The organism is Variovorax atrisoli 110B (assembly GCF_000382045.1).
GTDB lineage: Bacteria > Pseudomonadota > Gammaproteobacteria > Burkholderiales > Burkholderiaceae_C > Variovorax > Variovorax atrisoli.
In genome coordinates this window covers 433,227-450,029 of the sequence record NZ_KB907453.1, presented here as the reverse complement: position 1 = coordinate 450,029, position 16,803 = coordinate 433,227, and the positions used below count along the sequence as shown (strand labels likewise).

The window sequence follows — 16,803 nt, the reverse complement described above, 5'->3', positions numbered from 1 at the left end:
CCGGGCTGCCCGCCGCCTTCGCCCGGTTCAGGCATCGGCAGCGCGCAGCCGGTACAGACCCACATCGATGCGCCCGGAGCGAAAGCCGGCCTCGCAATACGACAGGTAGTAGGTCCACAGCCGCCTGAAGGCCGCGTCGAAGCCCAGCGGCTCGATCTGCGGCCACGCCGCGAGGAAGCGCTTGCGCCACTCGGCGAGCGTGCGTCCGTAGTCCGGCCCGAAGCAGAGCGAGGACTCGATCACCAGCCCCGCGCGCCGCGCCTGCTCCTGCAGCACGCCAGGGCTCGGCAGCATGCCGCCCGGGAAGATGCAGTGCTGGATGAAATCGGCGCCCTGGCGGTAGCTCTCGAAATGCTCGTCGGCGATGGTGATCGCCTGCAGCACCAACGTGCCGCCGGGCTTGAGGCGGTCGCGCAGGGTCGTGAAGTAGGCGGGCCAGTAGGCCTCGCCGACGGCCTCGATCATCTCGATGGAGACGATGCGGTCGAACCGGCCCTGCACGTCGCGGTAGTCCTGCAGCCGCAGATCGAGCTTGTCGGCCACGCCCCATTCCTGGCCGCGCTCGCGGGCGAAGGCCAGTTGCTCGGCGGACAGCGTGAGCCCGGTCACGCGCGCATCGTGCCGGCGGGCCAGGCTCGCGGCCAGGGTTCCCCAGCCGCAGCCGATCTCGAGCACGTCGCCGCCCTGCGGGGTGTCGAGCATGCGGTGGATGGCCTCCAGGCGGCGCGCCTGGGCGGCCTCCAGCGTGTCGTCGGTCTCCTCGCTGAAGAGCGCGCTCGAATACAGCATGCTGTCGTCGAGCCAGAGCCGATAGAACTCGTTGCCCAGGTCGTAGTGGAAAGAGATGTTGTGCCGGCTGCCGCGCCGGCTGTTCCTGCGCGCCAGGTGCAGCAGCCGGGCCAGCCAGCGCGAGGGGCCGCGGCCCTTGAGCAGCGAGCCCCAGGCGGCCTCGTTGGCCAGGCCGAACTCGAACAGGGCCAGCAGGTCGGGGCTTTCCCATTCGCCGTCGCGGAAGCTCAGGGCCAGGCCGAGGTCGCCCTGCATGAGCAGCCGCACGATCGGCCGCCAGCTCAGCAGGCGCAGGCTGGCATGCGGGCCGGGCTCGCGGCCGGCCACCTCGATGCTGCGCCCGCCGGGCAGCGTCAGCGCCAGCCGGCCGAAGCGCGTGCGGGCGAGCAGCCGCCGCAGTGGCGAGAAGGACGGGACCGCATCGAGCGTGGGTTCGGTGACTGGGGCGGAGGGCGTGGTCAGGCTCATGGAGTCTTGCTCGTGGAAACGATGGTGATGTCGCGCTCCGGGGCCGCCGGACGCGGATGCAGGGGCACGCGCTTGATCCACAGGCGCAGCGCCTGCCAGTGGATGGCCGCGACGACCTTGAGGGTCAGCAGCGGATGGGTCAGGAACACGCGCAGCAGCACGAGGTCGCTCAGCGGAGTGCGCTGGCCGTCCTGGCGCGCGTTGAGCACGGCGCCGTCGGCATCGTGCACGCTCACGCCGATCGACACCGACTCGCCCGGCGGCGCGATGCGGAAGCGGTAGCGCAGGTCCATGCCGTTGAAGGGCGAGACGTACATCTGCTTGTCGCAGCGCTGGTCGATGACCGCGGCGGCCCCGTCTTCCATCGGGTCCACCGGAATCAGGTAGCTGTGCCGCTGCCCGAAGGTGTTGTTGACCTCGTAGACCATCGCCTGCAGCGCGCCGTCCGGTGCATGGCAGAACCACACGCTGAGCGGGTTGAAGACGTGGCCGAGCAGCCGCGGCATGGTCAGCAGCCGGATCGCGCCGCCGGTGGGCAGCCCCGCCTCGCGCAGCCGCGCCTCGACCTGGGCGCGCAGGTCGCGGCCCGAGCCGTCGCCGTAGTCGGCGGCGTGGAAGCTGAACAGGTTGAAGCGGTCCACCGAGAACAGGCGCAGCCGGTCGTGCAGCTGCGGCAGCTCGTCGATGTCGACCAGCACGCTGTAGATGCGGTAGGCGAGCCGGTGGCGCCTGGGCCGCAGCCGCTGGTGCATGACGCGCCCGACATAGAGCGCCGAGCCGCCCTGCCCGTTCATGGGGCGACCGCCCTCGCTGCCTGCACTGCCTGCACTGCCTGTGCGGCCTGCGGCAGGTGGATGCGCCCGGACTCCTGCGGCACGCTCCAGGGCCGGCGAACGCCGCCCAGCGCCTCGGCCACCGCCAGGCCGGCCTGCAGGCCGTCCTCGTGGAAGCCGGAGCCGAAGTAGGCGCCGCAGAACCAGGTGCGGCGCTGGCCCTGCAGGTTCCAGAGATGGCGCTGCGCGGCCATGGCGGCGCCGTCGAACAGCGGGTGGTCGTAGACCTCGGTGCGGATCAGGTGCTCGGGCCGCGGGCCGGTGACCGGGTTGAGTGTCAGGAACAGCGGCTCGGCCCCCTGCCCCTGCGGCAGGTGGGACTGCAGCCGGTTCATCCAGTAGGTCACCATCGGCGCGGCGCCGTTGCCGCGCGTTCCGAGGTAGTTCCAGCTCGACCAGACGGAGCGGCGCGTGGGCATCAGTGCCGGGTCGCGGTGCAGCACGGCCAGGTTGCGGCTGTAGGGAAAGGCGCCCAGCAGGGCCCGCTCGGCGGTGGAGGCGTCGGGCAGCAGGGCCAGCGACCGGTCGGCGTGGGTCGCCAGCACGACGTGGTCGAAGCGCTGCGGCCACCAGCCGCCGGTGGTGCGGATGCGCACGCCGTCGGGCTCGCGATGCAGCTCGAGCACGGCCTGGTCGAGGTGGACGCGGTCGGCGAAAGGCTGGCTCAGGCGCCGCACGTATTCGCGGCTGCCGCCGGCCACGGTGCGCCAGACCGGCCGGTCGCTGATCTGCAGCAGGCCGTGGTTCTCGCAGAAGCGCACGAAGGCCGCCACGGGATAGCGCCCCACCCGCGCCGCCGGCGTGGACCAGATGGCGGCGGCCATCGGATAGAGATGGTCGTCGCGGAATGCGCGGCCGTAGCCGCGGGCGTCGAGGTAGTCGTCCAGCGCCTGGTCGCCGGCCTTGCGGGCGTCGCGCGGCGCCTCGCGGTAGAAGCGCAGCAGCTCGCGCAGCATCGACCAGAACCTCGGGCTCGCCAGGTTGCGCTTCTGCGCGAACAGGCCGCGCAGGTCGGTGCCGGCGTATTCGAGCCGGCCGGCATCGAGGCTGACGGCGAAGGACATGTCGGAGGCCGCGGTCGGCACCTCCAGGTGCCGGAACAGCGCTGTCAGGTTCGGATAGGCGGGCTCGTTGTAGACGATGAAGCCGGTGTCCACCGGCACCGAGCCTGCGCGCACCGGCGCGTCGACAGTATTGCTGTGGCCGCCGAGGCGGGACTCGCTCTCGAACACGGTCACCTCGTGGCCTTGGGAGCCCTGGGAGAGCAGCCAGGCACAGGAAAGGCCCGAGATGCCGGTGCCGACGACGGCGATGCGCAGGCCCTGGCTCGGAGAGTCGGGTGTCGCGGGGACGGCGGGCTGGGCGGGCTGGGGGTCGAAGGGCGGCATGGTGCGTCTCGAAGTCTTGGAGCTTGTACGCAGGAAACTACCGTTTGGACCATGGCGCGTTGCGGCGATGATCCGATCGCGGCCGGATTGCGTAAGGGTTAGCATGGCCGCCGTACCCGACCCATCCACCCACCCTGCGGGTATTCCCCTGCCCCGCGGTCGCCGAGCGCCCAACTTGACCGTTGTTGCCACCGATTTCAAGCAGCCGCGCCGCTCCGAAGACCTCTGGGCGCAGGCCCTTGCGGCCGTGGCCGAGCGGCAGGACCGGGAAGCGTTCGCGCGGCTGTTCTCGCACTTCGCGCCGCGCGTCAAGCACTACCTGATGCACATCGGCAGCCCGGAGCTGCAGGCCGAGGAGCTGGCCCAGGAAGCCCTGGTGAGCGTGTGGCGCAAGGCCGCGCTGTTCGACCCGGCGCAGGCTGCCGTCTCCACGTGGATATTCACCATTGCGCGGAACCTGCGCGTGGACTCGCTTCGGCGCCGCCAGGGCGCGGAGTCGGGCGAGGAGGAGTTCGATTTCGACCTGATCCAGGCCGACGACGCCGCACTCGACGAGGGTCTGCACGCCTCGCGCCTGAACGAACGGCTGCGCAGCGCCTTCCGGCTGCTGCCGCCCGAGCAGCAGCAGGTGCTGCACCTTTCCTATTTCGAAGACGAGCCGCATGCCCGCATCGCGGCCCAGCTGAGCATTCCGCTGGGCACGGTGAAATCGCGCGTGCGCCTGGCGGTCGCGCAACTGCGCCGCCTGATGGAACGCTGACGACGATGGACATCCGACATCACCCCGACGATGGCCTGCTGCTGGCCCGAGCCTCCGGCCAGCTGCCGACCGGCACGCGGCTGGTACTGGCCAGCCACCTGGAACTGTGCCCGCTGTGCCGCGAGCGCGCGCGCACGCTCGATGCCCTGGGCGGCATCCTGCTCGACGAACTGGAACCCGTGCCGATGGCCGACGACGCGCTGGCGCGCACCTGGACCGCTATCGATGCGCTCGAAAGCGCGCCTGCGGAGACCGTCCGCGTGAGCGCACCGCCGCCGCTGCCGCCCGGCGCACGCTGGCCGCGCGCGCTCGCCCACTGCAGCGCCACGCCCTGGCGCTGGATCGGCCCCGGCATGCGCTGGAGCCGCGTGAGCGTGCCCGAGGCGCCCGAGGCCAACGTCTTCCTGCTGCGCATCGCGGCCGGCAAGTACCTGCCGCAGCACACGCACAAGGGGCTGGAGCTCACCCAGGTGCTGCACGGCCGCTTCCACGACGGCCGCGCCCTGTTCGGGCCCGGGGATTTCGATGCGGCCGACGGCGAGATCCACCACCAGCCGGTGGTCCAGGACGGCAGCGAGTGCATCTGCCTCGCTTCGCTGGATGGCCGCCTGCGCTTCGACAGCGCTATCGCGCGCGTGCTGGGTTCGCTCGTCGGGATGTGAGGCGGGCCGACACCCAGGCCGCCGCGCCGCTCACGAAGCTGCCCCACACCAGGTCGGCAGCGGTGATGGCCCAGGGCCAGCCGCGCAGCGTGGCCTGGTTGGTGAGGTCGTAGGTGGCATAGGCCACCAGCCCGAAGAAGGCGCCACGCCGCAGCGCCGCGCCGGCGGCTCCGTCGGCCAGAGCCGGTGCGATGGCGAAGACCAGCAGGCCGGCCAGGTAGATGGCATAGAACAGCACCGCCGCGAGCCAGTCGACGTCGGGCGCCATCAGGTCGCCGAGCGCCGGCTTGTACAGGCGCGGCCCCATGAGCGACAGCCACACGGCATCGAGCAGCAGAAAGCTCACGAGCGCCCACAGGTAGGCGATGGACAAGGTGCGGGCGGAAGGTTTCATGGTGCGCCGGTGGGGGAAGTCAAACGGTAGCTGAGCTGGCGGTCGCCCTTGGTCTCGGCGTCGAGCCCGATCCAGCGGCCGCTGTCGGCGGCATACCAGATGCGGATGCGCTGCTGCGCGGCCTGCAGGCGCCAGCCCCGCGCACGCACCGCCTGGCCGCGAACCTCGATGTTGGCGGCGGGCAGCGGCTCGAAGCGCACCGACTCCGACTTGCCGGTCTGCGGATCGATCAGGCGCTGCTGCTTCACCAGCCTGGGATTCCAGTAGGCGAAGCTCATCAGGCATTCATCGTCGTAGCGGCGCGAGACCTGCTGGCGGGTGCCGTCGTCGTCGGTGTCGGCTCGCAACTCGCGCATGCAGTCGCCGGCCCAGCGCTCCTCGGCGTGATGGCGGTAGCGGTAGAGGGACACGCCGAGCATGCGCACGACGAAGTCGGCGCGGCTGTCGACGCTGCGCGCCGCAGGGCTGCCGCCGACCACGAAGCGGTGCGTGCCGATCGGCTTGCCGTCGAGCGTGGCGGTGAAGTTCCACTCGCCCTCCTCGATCGCACCTTCGCTCCCGCTGCCCTGCGCCGAGGCCGTGCCCGCCGTGAAGGCCATGATCGCCAGGAGAGGCGCCAGCACGGGCGCCAGGGCGAAGGCCGGGGCGCGCGCGGGCATCAGCGCTTCTCGAACAGGTAGTGGCCGACCCACCACTGGCCGCCCTCGGCGTAGGCGAACAGCTCCTCCACCGAGATGAAGAACAGGCGCCAGCGGGTCCACCAGATCGATGCGTCGCGCTCGCCGTAGACGGATTCGAGCAGCGGCATGAGTTCTTCGCGCCGGGCGTCCATGCGCGACAGCCAGGCGGCGGAGGTCTTCGCGTAGTGGCGGCCGTTCCAGCGCCACTGGTTCAGCAGGCGCAGGTCGTCCTGGCAGCGCAGGGCCAGGTCGTCGCTGGGCATCATGCCGCCCGAGAAGAAGTAGCGGCTCATCCAGTCGCTCGCATCGCGCACCTCGAAGGGATACGGCGCCTCGCGGTGGACGAACACGTGCATGAAGAAGCGGCCCTGCGGATTGAGCCAGCGCGCGACGTTCGAGAAGGCGCGCGGCCAGTTGCGCAGGTGTTCGAACATCTCCACCGACACCACCCTGTCGAAGCGCTCGGTCGTCTCGAAATCGTTGAAGTCGCAGGTGATCACTTCCAGGTTGCGCAGGCCGCGCGCAGCGGCCTGGGCGGTGATGAACATGCGCTGCGAATTCGAGTTCGATACCGCCGTGATGCGCGAGCCCGGAAAGCGCTCGGCCATCCACAGGCTCAGCGAACCCCAGCCGCAGCCGAGTTCGAGGATGCGCTGCCCGTCCGCCAGCCCCGCACGGGCGCAGGTTTCGGCCAGGGCGGCCGCCTCGGCCTGCTCCAGCGTCTCGACTCCTTCGGGCCACCAGCAGCAGCTGTACTTGCGGTGAGGCCCCAGCACGGCGGCGAAGAAGGCGGCCGGCAGTTCGTAGTGCTGCTCGTTGGCCTTCTCGGGCAACAGGGCCAGCGGCGCCTTGCACAGCTCCTCGAAGAATGCCTGCGAGTGGCGCGCCACGGCTTCGGGATTGCCGCTGTCGAGCTCGACAAGGCGCTGCCGCAGCAGCCTGCGCACGCCCACACGGACGGCGGCGTCGGGCACCAGACCCTGTTCGACCCAGTGGATGGCTGCGGAGGTGCTGGAGGCTCGTGACATGGCGGTCGTCGTCGGATGTGGTTGATCCCCTCGTACGCAAGACGGGGCGCGACGGATCACTCGGCGGGCGCTGCCCGGCTGCTGCTCAACGGATTTCCGCCTTCCGAAGCCCGGCCGTTCCGTCGTCGCGCGCGGGCCGGCGATACGCGCATTGAACGTAGAATGCCCGCGGCACTTCCACCCGTGCGCGCAACCTCCAGGCGCCATGTCTCCCATGCCCTCCCCGAACAAGCCCTCGAGCCCCTCGCCCGCCGCCGTCCGCGACGCGCGCATTGCCGCCGGCCTCACGCAGACCGAAGCCGCTCAGACGGTGCAGGCCTCGCTGCGCGGCTGGCAGCAGTGGGAGGCCGGCGACCGCTCGATGGCGCCGGGCCTCTTCGAGCTGTTCATGCTCAAGACCAGGCAGTGGCCGCTCGAGGGCGGCCGGCGCGCCGGATGAACGGCGGGCCGCACGGAAAATGCCGAGGAACATCCCCCACCTGCCCCGCACGCCCGGGGCACGGATCGCAAGCCACTGATTGAAATGACCAAGATCGACGCCTCTGGGCACACTCCCATGATGGCCCAATATTTAGGCCTGAAAGCCGACCATCCGGACACCCTGCTGTTCTACCGGATGGGCGATTTCTACGAACTGTTCTGGGCCGACGCCGAGAAGGCCGCGCGCCTGCTCGACATCACGCTCACCCAGCGCGGCCAGTCGGCCGGCCAGCCGGTGGTGATGTGCGGCGTGCCCTTCCACTCGGTCGACACCTACCTGGCCCGGCTCATCAAGCTGGGCGAATCGGTCGCCATCTGCGAGCAGGTGGGCGAAGTGGGCGCGGCCAAGGGGCCGGTCGAACGCAAGGTGGTGCGCGTGGTCACGCCCGGCACGCTGACCGACTCCGAGCTGCTGAACGACAAGGCCGATTCGCTGCTGCTCGCGGTGCACGCCGGCACGCGCAACACCTGCGGCCTGGCCTGGCTCAGCGTGACTGGCGCCGAGCTGCGGCTGGCCGAGTGCCCCGCCGACGCGCTCGAAGCCTGGATCGCCCGCATCGGCCCCAGCGAGCTGCTCTACAGCGCCGAAGTCACGCCCGCCTTCGAGCAGCGCCTGAAGGCCGCACGCGCCGCCACGCCCTTCACGCTGTCGGTGCGTCCGGCATGGCAGTTCGACGGCGGACTGGGCGAGCGCAAGCTGGCCGAGCAGATGGGCAGCAACAGCCTGGCCGCCTGGAGCGCCGAATCGCTCTCCAACGCGCATGCAGCCGCCGCGGCCCTGCTGGGCTATGCCGAACACACCCAGGGCCGCGCGCTCTCGCACGTGCAGCGCCTGTCGGTGGAGCGCGATGGCGACCTGATCGAGCTGCCGCCCACCACGCGGCGCAACCTCGAACTGGTGCAGACGCTGCGCGGCGAAGACTCGCCCACGCTGTTCTCGCTGCTCGACACCTGCATGACCGGCATGGGCAGCCGCCTGCTCAAGCGCTGGCTGCTCTCGCCGCGGCGCGACCGCTCCGAGGCGCAGGGCCGGCTCGAGGCCATCGCCGCGCTGCAGGCCACCATGCTCGGCGCCACCGCCGCGCCCTGGCGCACGCTGCGCGAGCAGCTCAAGAACACCAGCGACGTGGAGCGCATCGCCGCGCGCATCGCGCTGCGCCAGGTGCGCCCGCGCGAGCTGCTGGCGCTGCAGCTGGCGCTTTCGAAGGCGGAACAGCTCGCGCCGCTGCTGCCGGGCTCGTCCGCGCTGCTCGGCCAGATCGCCGAGCGGCTCGCGCCGCCGCCGGGCTGCGCCGCCCTGCTGACCAGCGCCATCAAGCCCGACCCGTCCGCGCTGGTGCGCGACGGCGGCGTGATCGCCACCGGCCACGACGCCGAGCTCGACGAGCTGCGCGCCATCAGCGAGAACTGCGACGACTTCCTGCTGAAGCTGGAGATCAGCGAGCGCGAGCGCACCGGCATCGGCAACCTGCGGGTGCAGTTCAACCGCGTGCACGGCTTCTACATCGAGGTGACGCAGAGCGCCCTGTCGAAGGTGCCCGACAACTACCGCCGCCGCCAGACGCTGAAGAACGCCGAGCGCTTCATCACGCCCGAGCTGAAGGCCTTCGAGGACAAGGCCCTGAGCGCACAGGACCGCGCCCTGGCCCGCGAGAAGTGGCTCTACGAGCAGCTGCTCGACGCGCTGCAGCCCTCGGTGCCCGCGCTCACGCAGCTGGCCGGCGGCCTCGCGACGCTCGATGCGCTGTGCGCGCTGGCCGAGCGCTCGCACACGCTGCACTGGCGCGCGCCCAGCTTCGTGTCGCACCCCTGCATCGAGATCCAGCAGGGCCGCCATCCGGTGGTGGAGGCGCGGCTGGCCGAGAAGTCGTCGGGCGGCTTCATCGCCAACGACACGCAGCTGGGGCCGCAGCAGCGCATGCAGGTCATCACCGGCCCCAACATGGGCGGCAAGTCGACGTACATGCGGCAGGTGGCGATCATCGTGCTGCTGGCCTCCATCGGCTCGCACGTGCCGGCGGCCGCCTGCCGGCTCGGGCCGATCGACGCGATCCACACCCGCATCGGCGCAGCGGACGACCTGGCCAACGCGCAGTCGACCTTCATGCTCGAGATGACGGAGGCGGCGCAGATCCTGCACAGCGCCACGGCGCAGTCGCTGGTGCTGATGGACGAGATCGGCCGTGGCACCAGCACCTTCGACGGTCTGGCGCTGGCCGCCGGCATCGCGGCGCAGTTGCACGACCGCAGCAAGGCCTTCACGCTGTTCGCCACGCACTACTTCGAGCTGACCGAGTTCCCGGCCACGCACCACTGTGCGGTGAACATGCACGTGAGCGCCACCGAGGCGGGCCGCGACATCGTGTTCCTGCACGAGATGCAGCCCGGCCCGGCCAGCAAGAGCTACGGCATCCAGGTGGCGCGGCTGGCGGGAATGCCCGCTGCGGTGGTCAACCATGCCCGGCAGGCGCTGGAGGCACTTGAATCGCAGCATGCGCAAACTCGTGCACAGGTCGACCTGTTCGCACCGCCCCCGGTGGCCGAAACGCCCATGGCCAGCGCCGTAGAATCCGCGCTGGCCGCGCTCGACCCCGACACGATGAGTCCGCGCGAGGCCCTCGATGCCTTGTATGCCCTTCAAAAACTGAACAAACGTGAACTCGGCGGCGCATGACCCGGCACAGTTCATGCGAGATGAACCTGCACCCATGACTTACTGCGTAGGCATCAAACTCAACGCCGGCCTGGTGTTCCTGTCCGACTCGCGCACCAACGCGGGCGTCGACCACATCAGCACTTTCCGCAAGATGATCGTCTACGAGCAGCCGGGCGACCGCGTCATGGTGCTGCTGTCGTCGGGCAACCTGAGCATCTCGCAGTCGGTGCGCGAGATCCTCCAGATCGAGGAGCTGCGCGAAACCCGCGAGGACGGCAGCCAGGGCGCCCCCATCACCATCTGGAACGCCAAGAGCATGTTCGACGCCGCGCGCGTGCTGGGCTCGGCGGTGCGCCACGTCTACGACCGCGACGCCGAGGCGCTCAAGCATGCGGGGCTCGACTTCAACGTGTCCTTCATCTTCGGCGGGCAGGTCAAGGGCGAGGGCATGCGCCTCTTCCTGGTCTACGCGGCCGGCAACTTCATCGAGGCCACCACCGAGACGCCCTACTTCCAGGTCGGCGAATCGAAGTACGGCAAGCCCGTGCTCGACCGCGTGCTCACCCCCGAGACCCCGCTGGACGAGGCCGCCAAGTGCGCGCTGGTGTCGATGGACTCGACCATGAAGTCGAACCTGTCGGTCGGCCTGCCGCTCGACCTGGTGGTGTACGAGGCCAACAAGCTCGAGACCGACCGCGTGATCTGCATCGACGCCGACAACCCCTACTACCGCATGGTGCACAACAGCTGGGGCCAGAAGCTGCGCGAGGTGTTCGACAGCATCGAGGACCCGGTGTGGGACGACAGCCAGACCGAGCATCCGCTGAAGATGCCGGCCACGCGCCACAGCCCGCTGCGCAAGATCTCGACCCCCGACGAAAAGCTGATCTGAAATGATGCCCCCCGGCGTGCCACTTCGTGTGCTTCTCCACCCCCCGAGGGGGAGGCTCGGCCGCCTTGGGGCGGCCCGGCGGCGGCCGTGATGCCCCCCGTCGTCTTCTCGCACGGCAACAGCTTTCCCGCGAGCACCTACCGCGTCGTTCTCGACAGCCTGCGCAACCGCGGCTTCGAGGTCGACGCCATCGAGAAGTTCGGGCATGACCCGAAGTACCCCGTCACCGACAACTGGCCGCACCTGGTGCAGCAGCTGGCCGACTTCGCCAAGCCGCGCGCCGAGCGTGCCGGCGCTCCGGTGTTCCTGATCGGCCATTCGCTCGGCGGCTTCCTGAGCCTAATGTGCGCCGCGCTGCACCCCGAGCTGGCGCGCGGCGTGGTGCTGATCGACTCGCCCATCCTCGGCGGCTGGCGCGCGAACACGCTCAACGTGGTCAAGCGCACGCCGCTCATGAAGAGCGTGTCGCCCGGCGCCGTCAGCCGCAAGCGCAGGAACAGCTGGGAGCACCGCGAGGCCGTGTTCGAGCATTTCCGCAGCAAGAAGGCCTTCGCGAAGTGGGACGAGCAGGTGCTGCACGACTACATCGACCACGGCACCTTCGACGCAGACGACGCCCGCGCCCTGAGCTTCGACCGCGACGTCGAGACCGCCATCTACAACACCCTGCCCCACAACCTGGGCGCCCTGCTTCGCGCGCACCCGCTCAAATGCAAGGCGGCCTTCATCGGCGGGCGCCAGTCGGCCGAGATGAAGCGCGTGGGCATGGCGATGACGCAGAAGGTCACCCGCGGCCGCATCGCCATGCTGGACGGCACGCACCTCTTCCCGATGGAAAAGCCGCTGGCCACCGCAGCGGCCATCGAGGCCGCGCTGCGCAATCTGCTCTGAGCCGCCAGCCGGCGGCTCCCCGTCACGCCTGCGTGACGTGCACCCCGGGCCGGCGCCCGGCGTTCCACTTGCCGCCCAGCGCCCGCTCGATCTGCGCGGCCAGCTGCAGCAGGAGGCCGTCGTTGGCCTGGGCCGCCTGCGCCTGGATGCCCAGCGGCAGGCCGTTTTCCTGCGCCGCCATCGGCAGCGAGATGCCCGGCATGCCGCACAGGTTGGCCAGCGGCGTGTAGGCGAAGTTCTGCCAGAGGTTGGCGAACCAGTCGTGGACCGAGGGGTTCGTGCTGGTCGTGAGGTACTCGCTGGTGCCCACCTTGGGCGTGGGCAGCGCGGTGATGGGCGTGAGGATGATGTCCCAGCGCTGGAAGAAGTCGCCGAAGGCGCGCGAGGTGGTGTTGAACACCGCCTGCATCTTCGCGCGCTCGGTGTACGAGGTGTGCAGCCCGGCTTCCCAGATCTTGATGTTGATCGGCTCCAGCAGTTCGGCTGGCGGTCGCTCCAGGCCCAGCCGGTGCAGGTGGCCGTCGATCACCTGCGCGAAGTTGCTGATGTAGCAGGTGGTCTGGGCGTCGAAGGCGGTGCGGAAGTCCACCTCCGGCAGCGCCCATTCGACGTGATGGCCCAGCCCTTCGAGGAATCTGCCCGCGCGCTCCAGCTCGGCCACGAAATGCGGCGTGGCGCGGAAATCGCCCCACTCGTGCGACAGCGCGATGCGCAGGCGGCCCGGGTCGCGCCTGATGAGCTCGCTGTACGGCTCGGCCGGCGACCAGAAGGGCATGAACTCGCCGGGCGCGCCGCCGCGGCAGTGGTCGACGAAGGCGGCTGTGTCGCGCACCGTGCGGCTGTGGCAGCCCTGGATAGACACCAGCCCCGAAAGGTCCGACAGCCCCGGCGCCAGCGAGAACACGCCGCGCGACACCTTCAGCCCGATGTTGCCGTTCACGCCCGCCGGAATGCGGATCGAGCCGCCGCCGTCGGTGGCGTGCGACATGGGCAGCACGCCCGCAGCCACGATCGCCGCGGTGCCGGCCGACGAGCCGCAGGTGGTGTATTCGAGGTCCCAGGGGTTGCGCGTGACGTGGAAGGCGTTCTCGGCCGAGCTGCACACGCCGAACTCCGGCGTGGTGCTGCGGCCCATGATGTTGAGGCCCGCCTTGCGCAGCTGCTGCGTGAGGAAGCTGTCGGCCGCCGGGCGGTGGCCCTGCATCATCATCGAGCCGAACTCCTGCAGCCGGCCCTTCAGCGTGGGGCCGAGGTCCTTCATCAGGTAGGGCAGCCCGGCGAAGACGCCTTCGGGGCTCATGCCGTCCTTCAGCGGATCGGCCACCACGTCGTCGAAGACCTCGACCACCGCGTCGAGCTTCGGATCGAGTTTCGCTATGCCCTCGGCCGCCTGCGCGGCCAGCTCGGCCGCGGTCACGTCGCCCTTGCGCACCCGTTCGGCCAGGGCGATTCCGTCGTGCTCGGCCCATTCGCTCCAGCTCATTGCCAGCGTCATTCGCATTGCTCCGTTTCTTTGTTCGTCGAGGAAAGTGCGTCCGATTTTGCCGAGCGCGCAGTCGCGGCGCCTGCGGGGTCGGGCTTGGCTGAGCGGGAGCGAAGGACAAGCAGGCGGCCGGGCCCGTGACGAGAGCCGGGTGCGATGCGGCTGCCTAGAATCGCCCGCACCGTCCTCGAACCCCGCCGATTCCGCATGCAGCCCGACTTCCCGTCAGCGCCCGCGCTGGCCGACGCACTGATCGTCGATCCGTTCTACCTCGCGATCTCCGTCGACCACGCGCACGACATGCCGCGGCGCAAGGCGGTGCTCGCCGACTACTTCGCCTACTCGCTGGGCGAAGCCGCGCGCACCGGCCGCTGCCTTGCCGCCGAGGACGTCCGGCTCGGCGCCGCGGCCTGGCTGCTGCCGCGCAGCGAGGCCGTCGACGCTGCCGAGTCGGCCGCGAAGAGCGAATACCTCGCCGCCACGCTGGGCCCGAGGGGCCACGACAACTACCGCCGCATCGTCGATTTCATGGCCGCGCGTTCGCCGGCCGTGGTGCCGGCGCATGCGTGGTACCTGTCGATCCTCGGCATCTCGCCCGCCGCGCAGGGGCGCGGGCTGGGCGCCCGGCTGCTGGCGCCCACGCTGGCCGAGGCCGACGCAGCGGGCGTGCCCTGCTTCCTGGAAACCTTCACGCCGCGCAGCGTGGCCTTCTACGAGCGCCTGGGCTTCCGCGGCGAGGCGGAGCACCTGGAGCCGGTCACGAATTCGGGCTATCTGATCATGTGCCGGCCGGCGCGGCAGCAGTCGGCGGCAAACGGGGAAAATAAATAGATACGTTCCACTCGCCGCGTCAGGTCGGCGGAAGAATCCGCCGCATGCCCTCCCTCCCCGTCGAAGACGCCGAACCCGTATCGCTGAGCCCCACGCTGATCGTCGAGGACGACCCGGCCATGCAGGAGCGCCTGCGCCACGTGCTGTCCACCCTCGGCTGCGACAGGAACCGCATCTCGGTGACCGACAGCGTCGCCGGCGCCCGGCAGCTGCTCGAGGGGCACGGCTACGGCGTGGTGCTGGTGGACATCGGCCTGCCCGACGGCAGCGGGGTCGAGCTCATCGGCTGGCTGCAGGCCAACCGGCCGGCCATCCCTGCGGTGGTGATCTCGGCCTGGCGCACCGAGGAGATCATCTTCGCGGCGCTGCGCGCCGGCGCCATCGGCTACCTGCTGAAGGAGCGCGACGACGTCGAACTGGGCATCGCGCTGCGCAGCATCGAACAGGGCGGCGCGCCGATCGATCCGAGCATCGCGCGCCACATCCTCGCCTGGCTGTCGTCGCACCAGGCGCCCGCCGATGCGCCCGCGCAGGCGCAGTCCTCCGCGGAAGCACCGGCAGCGCTCACGCCGCGGGAGCGCAAGATACTGGAGCTCGTCTCGCAGGGCCTGAGCAACCGCGACATGGCCGAATCGCTCTCGATCTCGAAACTGACCGTGGAATGCCACACCAAGAACATCTACCGCAAGCTCGCCGTCAGTTCGCGCACCGAAGCAGTCTTCGAGGCGCGCAGGCATGGCTTGCTGCGCTGACCTGCGCAGTCGTCCTGCTTCTCCTGGCGGCCTGCCCGGCCCTCGCCGCAGAAGGCAGCGCCCCTCCCACGCTGCGCGCGGAGGCCGTGCGCGGCACCGGCTGGAACGACACCGCCCCGCCCGCCGAGGGCTGGACGCCCGTCGCCCTGCCCGACAGCTGGGCCACCCGCTGGCCCGGCTTCGACGGCGTGGTCTGGTATCGCCTGACATGGGAGCAGCCCGAACAGGCGCGTGAAGCCGGCCTGCTGCTGCACTACCTGAACATGGCCGGCGAGGTTTCGCTCAACGGCACGACGATCTCGCGCGACGAGAGCCTGGTGGAGCCGCTCACGCGCGCCTGGAACACGCCGCGCTACTGGCTGCTGGCGCCGCCCCAGCTGAAGCCCGGCACCAACACGCTGCTGGTGCGCGTCTCCGGCCTCTTCGCCTACCAGGCGGGGCTGGGGCCGGTGAGCCTGGGCACGCCGGCCGCGATGCAGGCGGAGTTCGACGGCGAGCGCCTGGTGCGCCGCGACCTGCAGGTGCTGGGCCTCGCGGTGAGCGCAGCGGCCTCGGCCTTCTTCGCCGCGCTGTGGCTGCTGCGCCGGCGCGAGACGGCCTATGGCTGGTTCGCGCTGATGTCGGTGCTGTGGCTGGTCTTCGGCTACAACCAGATCGCGACCAGCCCCTGGCCCTTTGCGAGCAACCACGCGTGGCAGGCGCTGAACACCTCCACCCTGCTGGTCTTCAGCGTGTCGTACGTCGTCTTCGCGCTGCGCTTCTGCGGGCGGCGCATGCCCCGGCTGGAGCTTGCGGCGCTGCTGCTGGCGGCGGCGGGCGTGCTCGACCTGTGGCTGGCGCCCGTGGCGGACCTCATCGAGCATCGCGCCATCTGGACGATGCTGGGCGGCCTCACCGTCATCGCGGTGAACGGCATCTCCATCGTTCATGCGCTGCGCCACCGCGACAGCCCGATGCGCCCGCTCGCGCCGTTCATGGCCATCTCGGCCCTGACGGGCGCGCACGACCTGCTGGTGTTCACGCAGGTGATCGACAGCAACACCTACTACACGACGATGTCGTCCTACGTGCTGCTGCTGGGCATGGCGCTGACGCTGGCCGCGCAATTCGTGAAGAGCCTCAAGCGCATCGAGAACTTCAACACCGAGCTGATCGAGGAAGTGAACGCGGCCAAGGCCGAACTCGCCGCGACGCTGGCCCAGCAGCACGCGCTGGAGCTGGCGCACGCACGCATCGGCGAGCGCGTGAACCTGGTGAGCGACCTGCACGACGGGCTGGGCGGCATGCTGGTGGGCAGCATCGCGACGCTGGAACACAAGCCCGAGAACCTCGGCGCGCCGGAACTGCTCGCCATGCTCAAGCGCCTGCGCGACGACCTGCGGCTGATCATCGACGCCACCGGCGACGACCACGGCGCCCGCGCGCTCGGCGAGCTGCTGGTGCCGATGCGCCACCGCAGCGCGCAGCTGCTGGACGCCAACGGCATCGACTGCCGCTGGGAGGTGTCGGGCATCGACACGCTGGAGCTGCCGCCCTCGCAGAGCCTGGACCTGATGCGTTTCCTGCAGGAGGCGCTGACCAACGCGCTCAAGCACAGCGCGAGCCGGCGCGTGGACGTGAAGGTGGCGCGCGCGGGCGCCGAACTCCAGCTCAGCGTGCGCGACGACGGGCGCGGCTTCGCGGTCGAGGACCAGACGGCCGGCGCGGGGCTGCGCAGCCTGCGCACGCGGGCCCGCCGACTCGGCGCCGAGCTGCACCTGCAGTCGCGCCCCGGCGAGACCCGGGTGGCGCTGCGGATGCCGCTCGCCGGCTGAGA

At 70.4% G+C, this 16,803-nt stretch carries 16 protein-coding genes; 9 read left to right on the top strand and 7 right to left on the bottom strand.

Going from position 1 to position 16,803, the window contains the following annotated elements; translation table 11 throughout:
• Positions 1 to 27 precede the first annotated feature (27 nt).
• The 3 genes from G369_RS0116055 to G369_RS0116045 are packed head-to-tail and all read right to left on the bottom strand — an operon-like array spanning position 28 to position 3,478.
• Positions 28 to 1,257, bottom strand: coding sequence for an SAM-dependent methyltransferase (locus G369_RS0116055; protein WP_019655034.1), 1,230 nt, complete (start codon positions 1,255 to 1,257; stop codon positions 28 to 30).
• A complete protein-coding gene (locus G369_RS0116050) occupies positions 1,254 to 2,051 on the bottom strand; it encodes a DUF1365 domain-containing protein (protein ID WP_019655033.1) in 798 nt (265 codons plus the stop codon). Before G369_RS0116050 ends, G369_RS0116055 begins: the two co-directional genes overlap by 4 nt.
• Positions 2,048 to 3,478, bottom strand: a complete 1,431-nt coding sequence (locus G369_RS0116045; RefSeq protein WP_019655032.1) for an NAD(P)/FAD-dependent oxidoreductase — start codon at positions 3,476 to 3,478, stop codon at positions 2,048 to 2,050. The genes G369_RS0116050 and G369_RS0116045 overlap by 4 nt, the downstream gene beginning before the upstream one ends.
• 175 nt (positions 3,479 to 3,653) lie before the next feature.
• On the opposite strand from G369_RS0116045, the gene G369_RS0116040 reads away from it, so the two are divergent.
• Positions 3,654 to 4,238 (top strand): sigma-70 family RNA polymerase sigma factor, encoded by a 585-nt coding sequence (locus tag G369_RS0116040; protein ID WP_019655031.1) that lies wholly within the window; start codon positions 3,654 to 3,656, stop codon positions 4,236 to 4,238.
• 5 nt (positions 4,239 to 4,243) lie between these two features.
• The gene (locus G369_RS0116035; RefSeq protein WP_019655030.1) at positions 4,244 to 4,900 is read left to right on the top strand and encodes a ChrR family anti-sigma-E factor; all 657 of its coding nucleotides are present in this window, start codon (positions 4,244 to 4,246) and stop codon (positions 4,898 to 4,900) included.
• On the opposite strand, the gene G369_RS0116030 is transcribed toward G369_RS0116035, so the two are convergent.
• Genes G369_RS0116030 through G369_RS0116020 form a run of 3 tightly spaced genes read right to left on the bottom strand, consistent with a single transcriptional unit; the run spans position 4,863 to position 7,002 of the window.
• Positions 4,863 to 5,294: a DUF2177 family protein gene (locus tag G369_RS0116030; protein WP_019655029.1), complete on the bottom strand. Its 432-nt coding sequence runs from the start codon at positions 5,292 to 5,294 to the stop codon at positions 4,863 to 4,865. The two genes, G369_RS0116035 and G369_RS0116030, sit on opposite strands and share 38 nt — an antisense overlap.
• The gene (locus G369_RS0116025; protein WP_019655028.1) at positions 5,291 to 5,953 is read right to left on the bottom strand and encodes a DUF6134 family protein; all 663 of its coding nucleotides are present in this window, start codon (positions 5,951 to 5,953) and stop codon (positions 5,291 to 5,293) included. Before G369_RS0116025 ends, G369_RS0116030 begins: the two co-directional genes overlap by 4 nt.
• The gene (locus G369_RS0116020) at positions 5,953 to 7,002 is read right to left on the bottom strand and encodes an SAM-dependent methyltransferase (RefSeq protein WP_019655027.1); all 1,050 of its coding nucleotides are present in this window, start codon (positions 7,000 to 7,002) and stop codon (positions 5,953 to 5,955) included. Before G369_RS0116020 ends, G369_RS0116025 begins: the two co-directional genes overlap by 1 nt.
• 214 nt (positions 7,003 to 7,216) lie before the next feature.
• Between G369_RS0116020 and G369_RS0116015 the strand changes: the two genes are divergently transcribed.
• From G369_RS0116015 to G369_RS0116000, 4 genes are all read left to right on the top strand, one after another.
• The gene (locus G369_RS0116015) at positions 7,217 to 7,441 is read left to right on the top strand and encodes a hypothetical protein (protein WP_020723093.1); all 225 of its coding nucleotides are present in this window, start codon (positions 7,217 to 7,219) and stop codon (positions 7,439 to 7,441) included.
• Between the two features lie 84 nt (positions 7,442 to 7,525).
• Positions 7,526 to 10,156, top strand: coding sequence for a DNA mismatch repair protein MutS (mutS, locus tag G369_RS0116010; RefSeq protein WP_019655025.1), 2,631 nt, complete (start codon positions 7,526 to 7,528; stop codon positions 10,154 to 10,156).
• A 34-nt stretch (positions 10,157 to 10,190) separates the two neighbouring features.
• Positions 10,191 to 11,030, top strand: coding sequence for a proteasome-type protease (locus G369_RS0116005; RefSeq protein WP_019655024.1), 840 nt, complete (start codon positions 10,191 to 10,193; stop codon positions 11,028 to 11,030).
• Between the two features lie 90 nt (positions 11,031 to 11,120).
• On the top strand, positions 11,121 to 11,921 hold the full coding sequence (locus G369_RS0116000; RefSeq protein WP_019655023.1) for an alpha/beta fold hydrolase: 801 nt from the start codon (positions 11,121 to 11,123) through the stop codon (positions 11,919 to 11,921).
• A gap of 22 nt (positions 11,922 to 11,943) precedes the next feature.
• Here G369_RS0116000 and G369_RS0115995 read toward each other — a convergent pair whose 3' ends face one another.
• Complete coding sequence (locus tag G369_RS0115995; protein WP_019655022.1) at positions 11,944 to 13,416, bottom strand: amidase; 1,473 nt, start codon at positions 13,414 to 13,416, stop codon at positions 11,944 to 11,946.
• 144 nt (positions 13,417 to 13,560) lie between these two features.
• Between G369_RS0115995 and G369_RS0115990 the strand changes: the two genes are divergently transcribed.
• The 3 genes from G369_RS0115990 to G369_RS0115980 all read left to right on the top strand — a co-directional run bounded on the left by G369_RS0115990 (position 13,561) and on the right by G369_RS0115980 (position 16,801).
• Positions 13,561 to 14,235: a GNAT family N-acetyltransferase gene (locus G369_RS0115990; protein ID WP_244164323.1), complete on the top strand. Its 675-nt coding sequence runs from the start codon at positions 13,561 to 13,563 to the stop codon at positions 14,233 to 14,235.
• Positions 14,236 to 14,279: 44 nt separating this feature from the next.
• Complete coding sequence (locus G369_RS0115985) at positions 14,280 to 14,987, top strand: response regulator transcription factor (protein WP_019655020.1); 708 nt, start codon at positions 14,280 to 14,282, stop codon at positions 14,985 to 14,987.
• A gap of 86 nt (positions 14,988 to 15,073) precedes the next feature.
• On the top strand, positions 15,074 to 16,801 hold the full coding sequence (locus G369_RS0115980) for a sensor histidine kinase (protein WP_244164322.1): 1,728 nt from the start codon (positions 15,074 to 15,076) through the stop codon (positions 16,799 to 16,801).
• The last annotated feature ends 2 nt before the right edge of the window (positions 16,802 to 16,803 follow it).

Bases quoted from the DNA above. Each gene is read 5' to 3' on its own strand.
- G369_RS0116055 (WP_019655034.1), bottom strand. From the start codon at position 1,257: ATGAGCCTGACCACGCCCTCCGCCCCAGTCACCGAACCCACGCTCGAT.
- G369_RS0116050 (WP_019655033.1), bottom strand. From the start codon at position 2,051: ATGAACGGGCAGGGCGGCTCGGCGCTCTATGTCGGGCGCGTCATGCAC.
- G369_RS0116045 (WP_019655032.1), bottom strand. From the start codon at position 3,478: ATGCCGCCCTTCGACCCCCAGCCCGCCCAGCCCGCCGTCCCCGCGACA.
- G369_RS0116035 (WP_019655030.1), top strand. From the start codon at position 4,244: ATGGACATCCGACATCACCCCGACGATGGCCTGCTGCTGGCCCGAGCC.
- G369_RS0116030 (WP_019655029.1), bottom strand. From the start codon at position 5,294: ATGAAACCTTCCGCCCGCACCTTGTCCATCGCCTACCTGTGGGCGCTC.
- G369_RS0116025 (WP_019655028.1), bottom strand. From the start codon at position 5,953: ATGCCCGCGCGCGCCCCGGCCTTCGCCCTGGCGCCCGTGCTGGCGCCT.
- G369_RS0116020 (WP_019655027.1), bottom strand. From the start codon at position 7,002: ATGTCACGAGCCTCCAGCACCTCCGCAGCCATCCACTGGGTCGAACAG.
- G369_RS0116015 (WP_020723093.1), top strand. From the start codon at position 7,217: ATGCCCTCCCCGAACAAGCCCTCGAGCCCCTCGCCCGCCGCCGTCCGC.
- mutS (WP_019655025.1), top strand. From the start codon at position 7,526: ATGACCAAGATCGACGCCTCTGGGCACACTCCCATGATGGCCCAATAT.
- G369_RS0116005 (WP_019655024.1), top strand. From the start codon at position 10,191: ATGACTTACTGCGTAGGCATCAAACTCAACGCCGGCCTGGTGTTCCTG.
- G369_RS0116000 (WP_019655023.1), top strand. From the start codon at position 11,121: ATGCCCCCCGTCGTCTTCTCGCACGGCAACAGCTTTCCCGCGAGCACC.
- G369_RS0115995 (WP_019655022.1), bottom strand. From the start codon at position 13,416: ATGACGCTGGCAATGAGCTGGAGCGAATGGGCCGAGCACGACGGAATC.
- G369_RS0115990 (WP_244164323.1), top strand. From the start codon at position 13,561: ATGCGGCTGCCTAGAATCGCCCGCACCGTCCTCGAACCCCGCCGATTC.
- G369_RS0115985 (WP_019655020.1), top strand. From the start codon at position 14,280: ATGCCCTCCCTCCCCGTCGAAGACGCCGAACCCGTATCGCTGAGCCCC.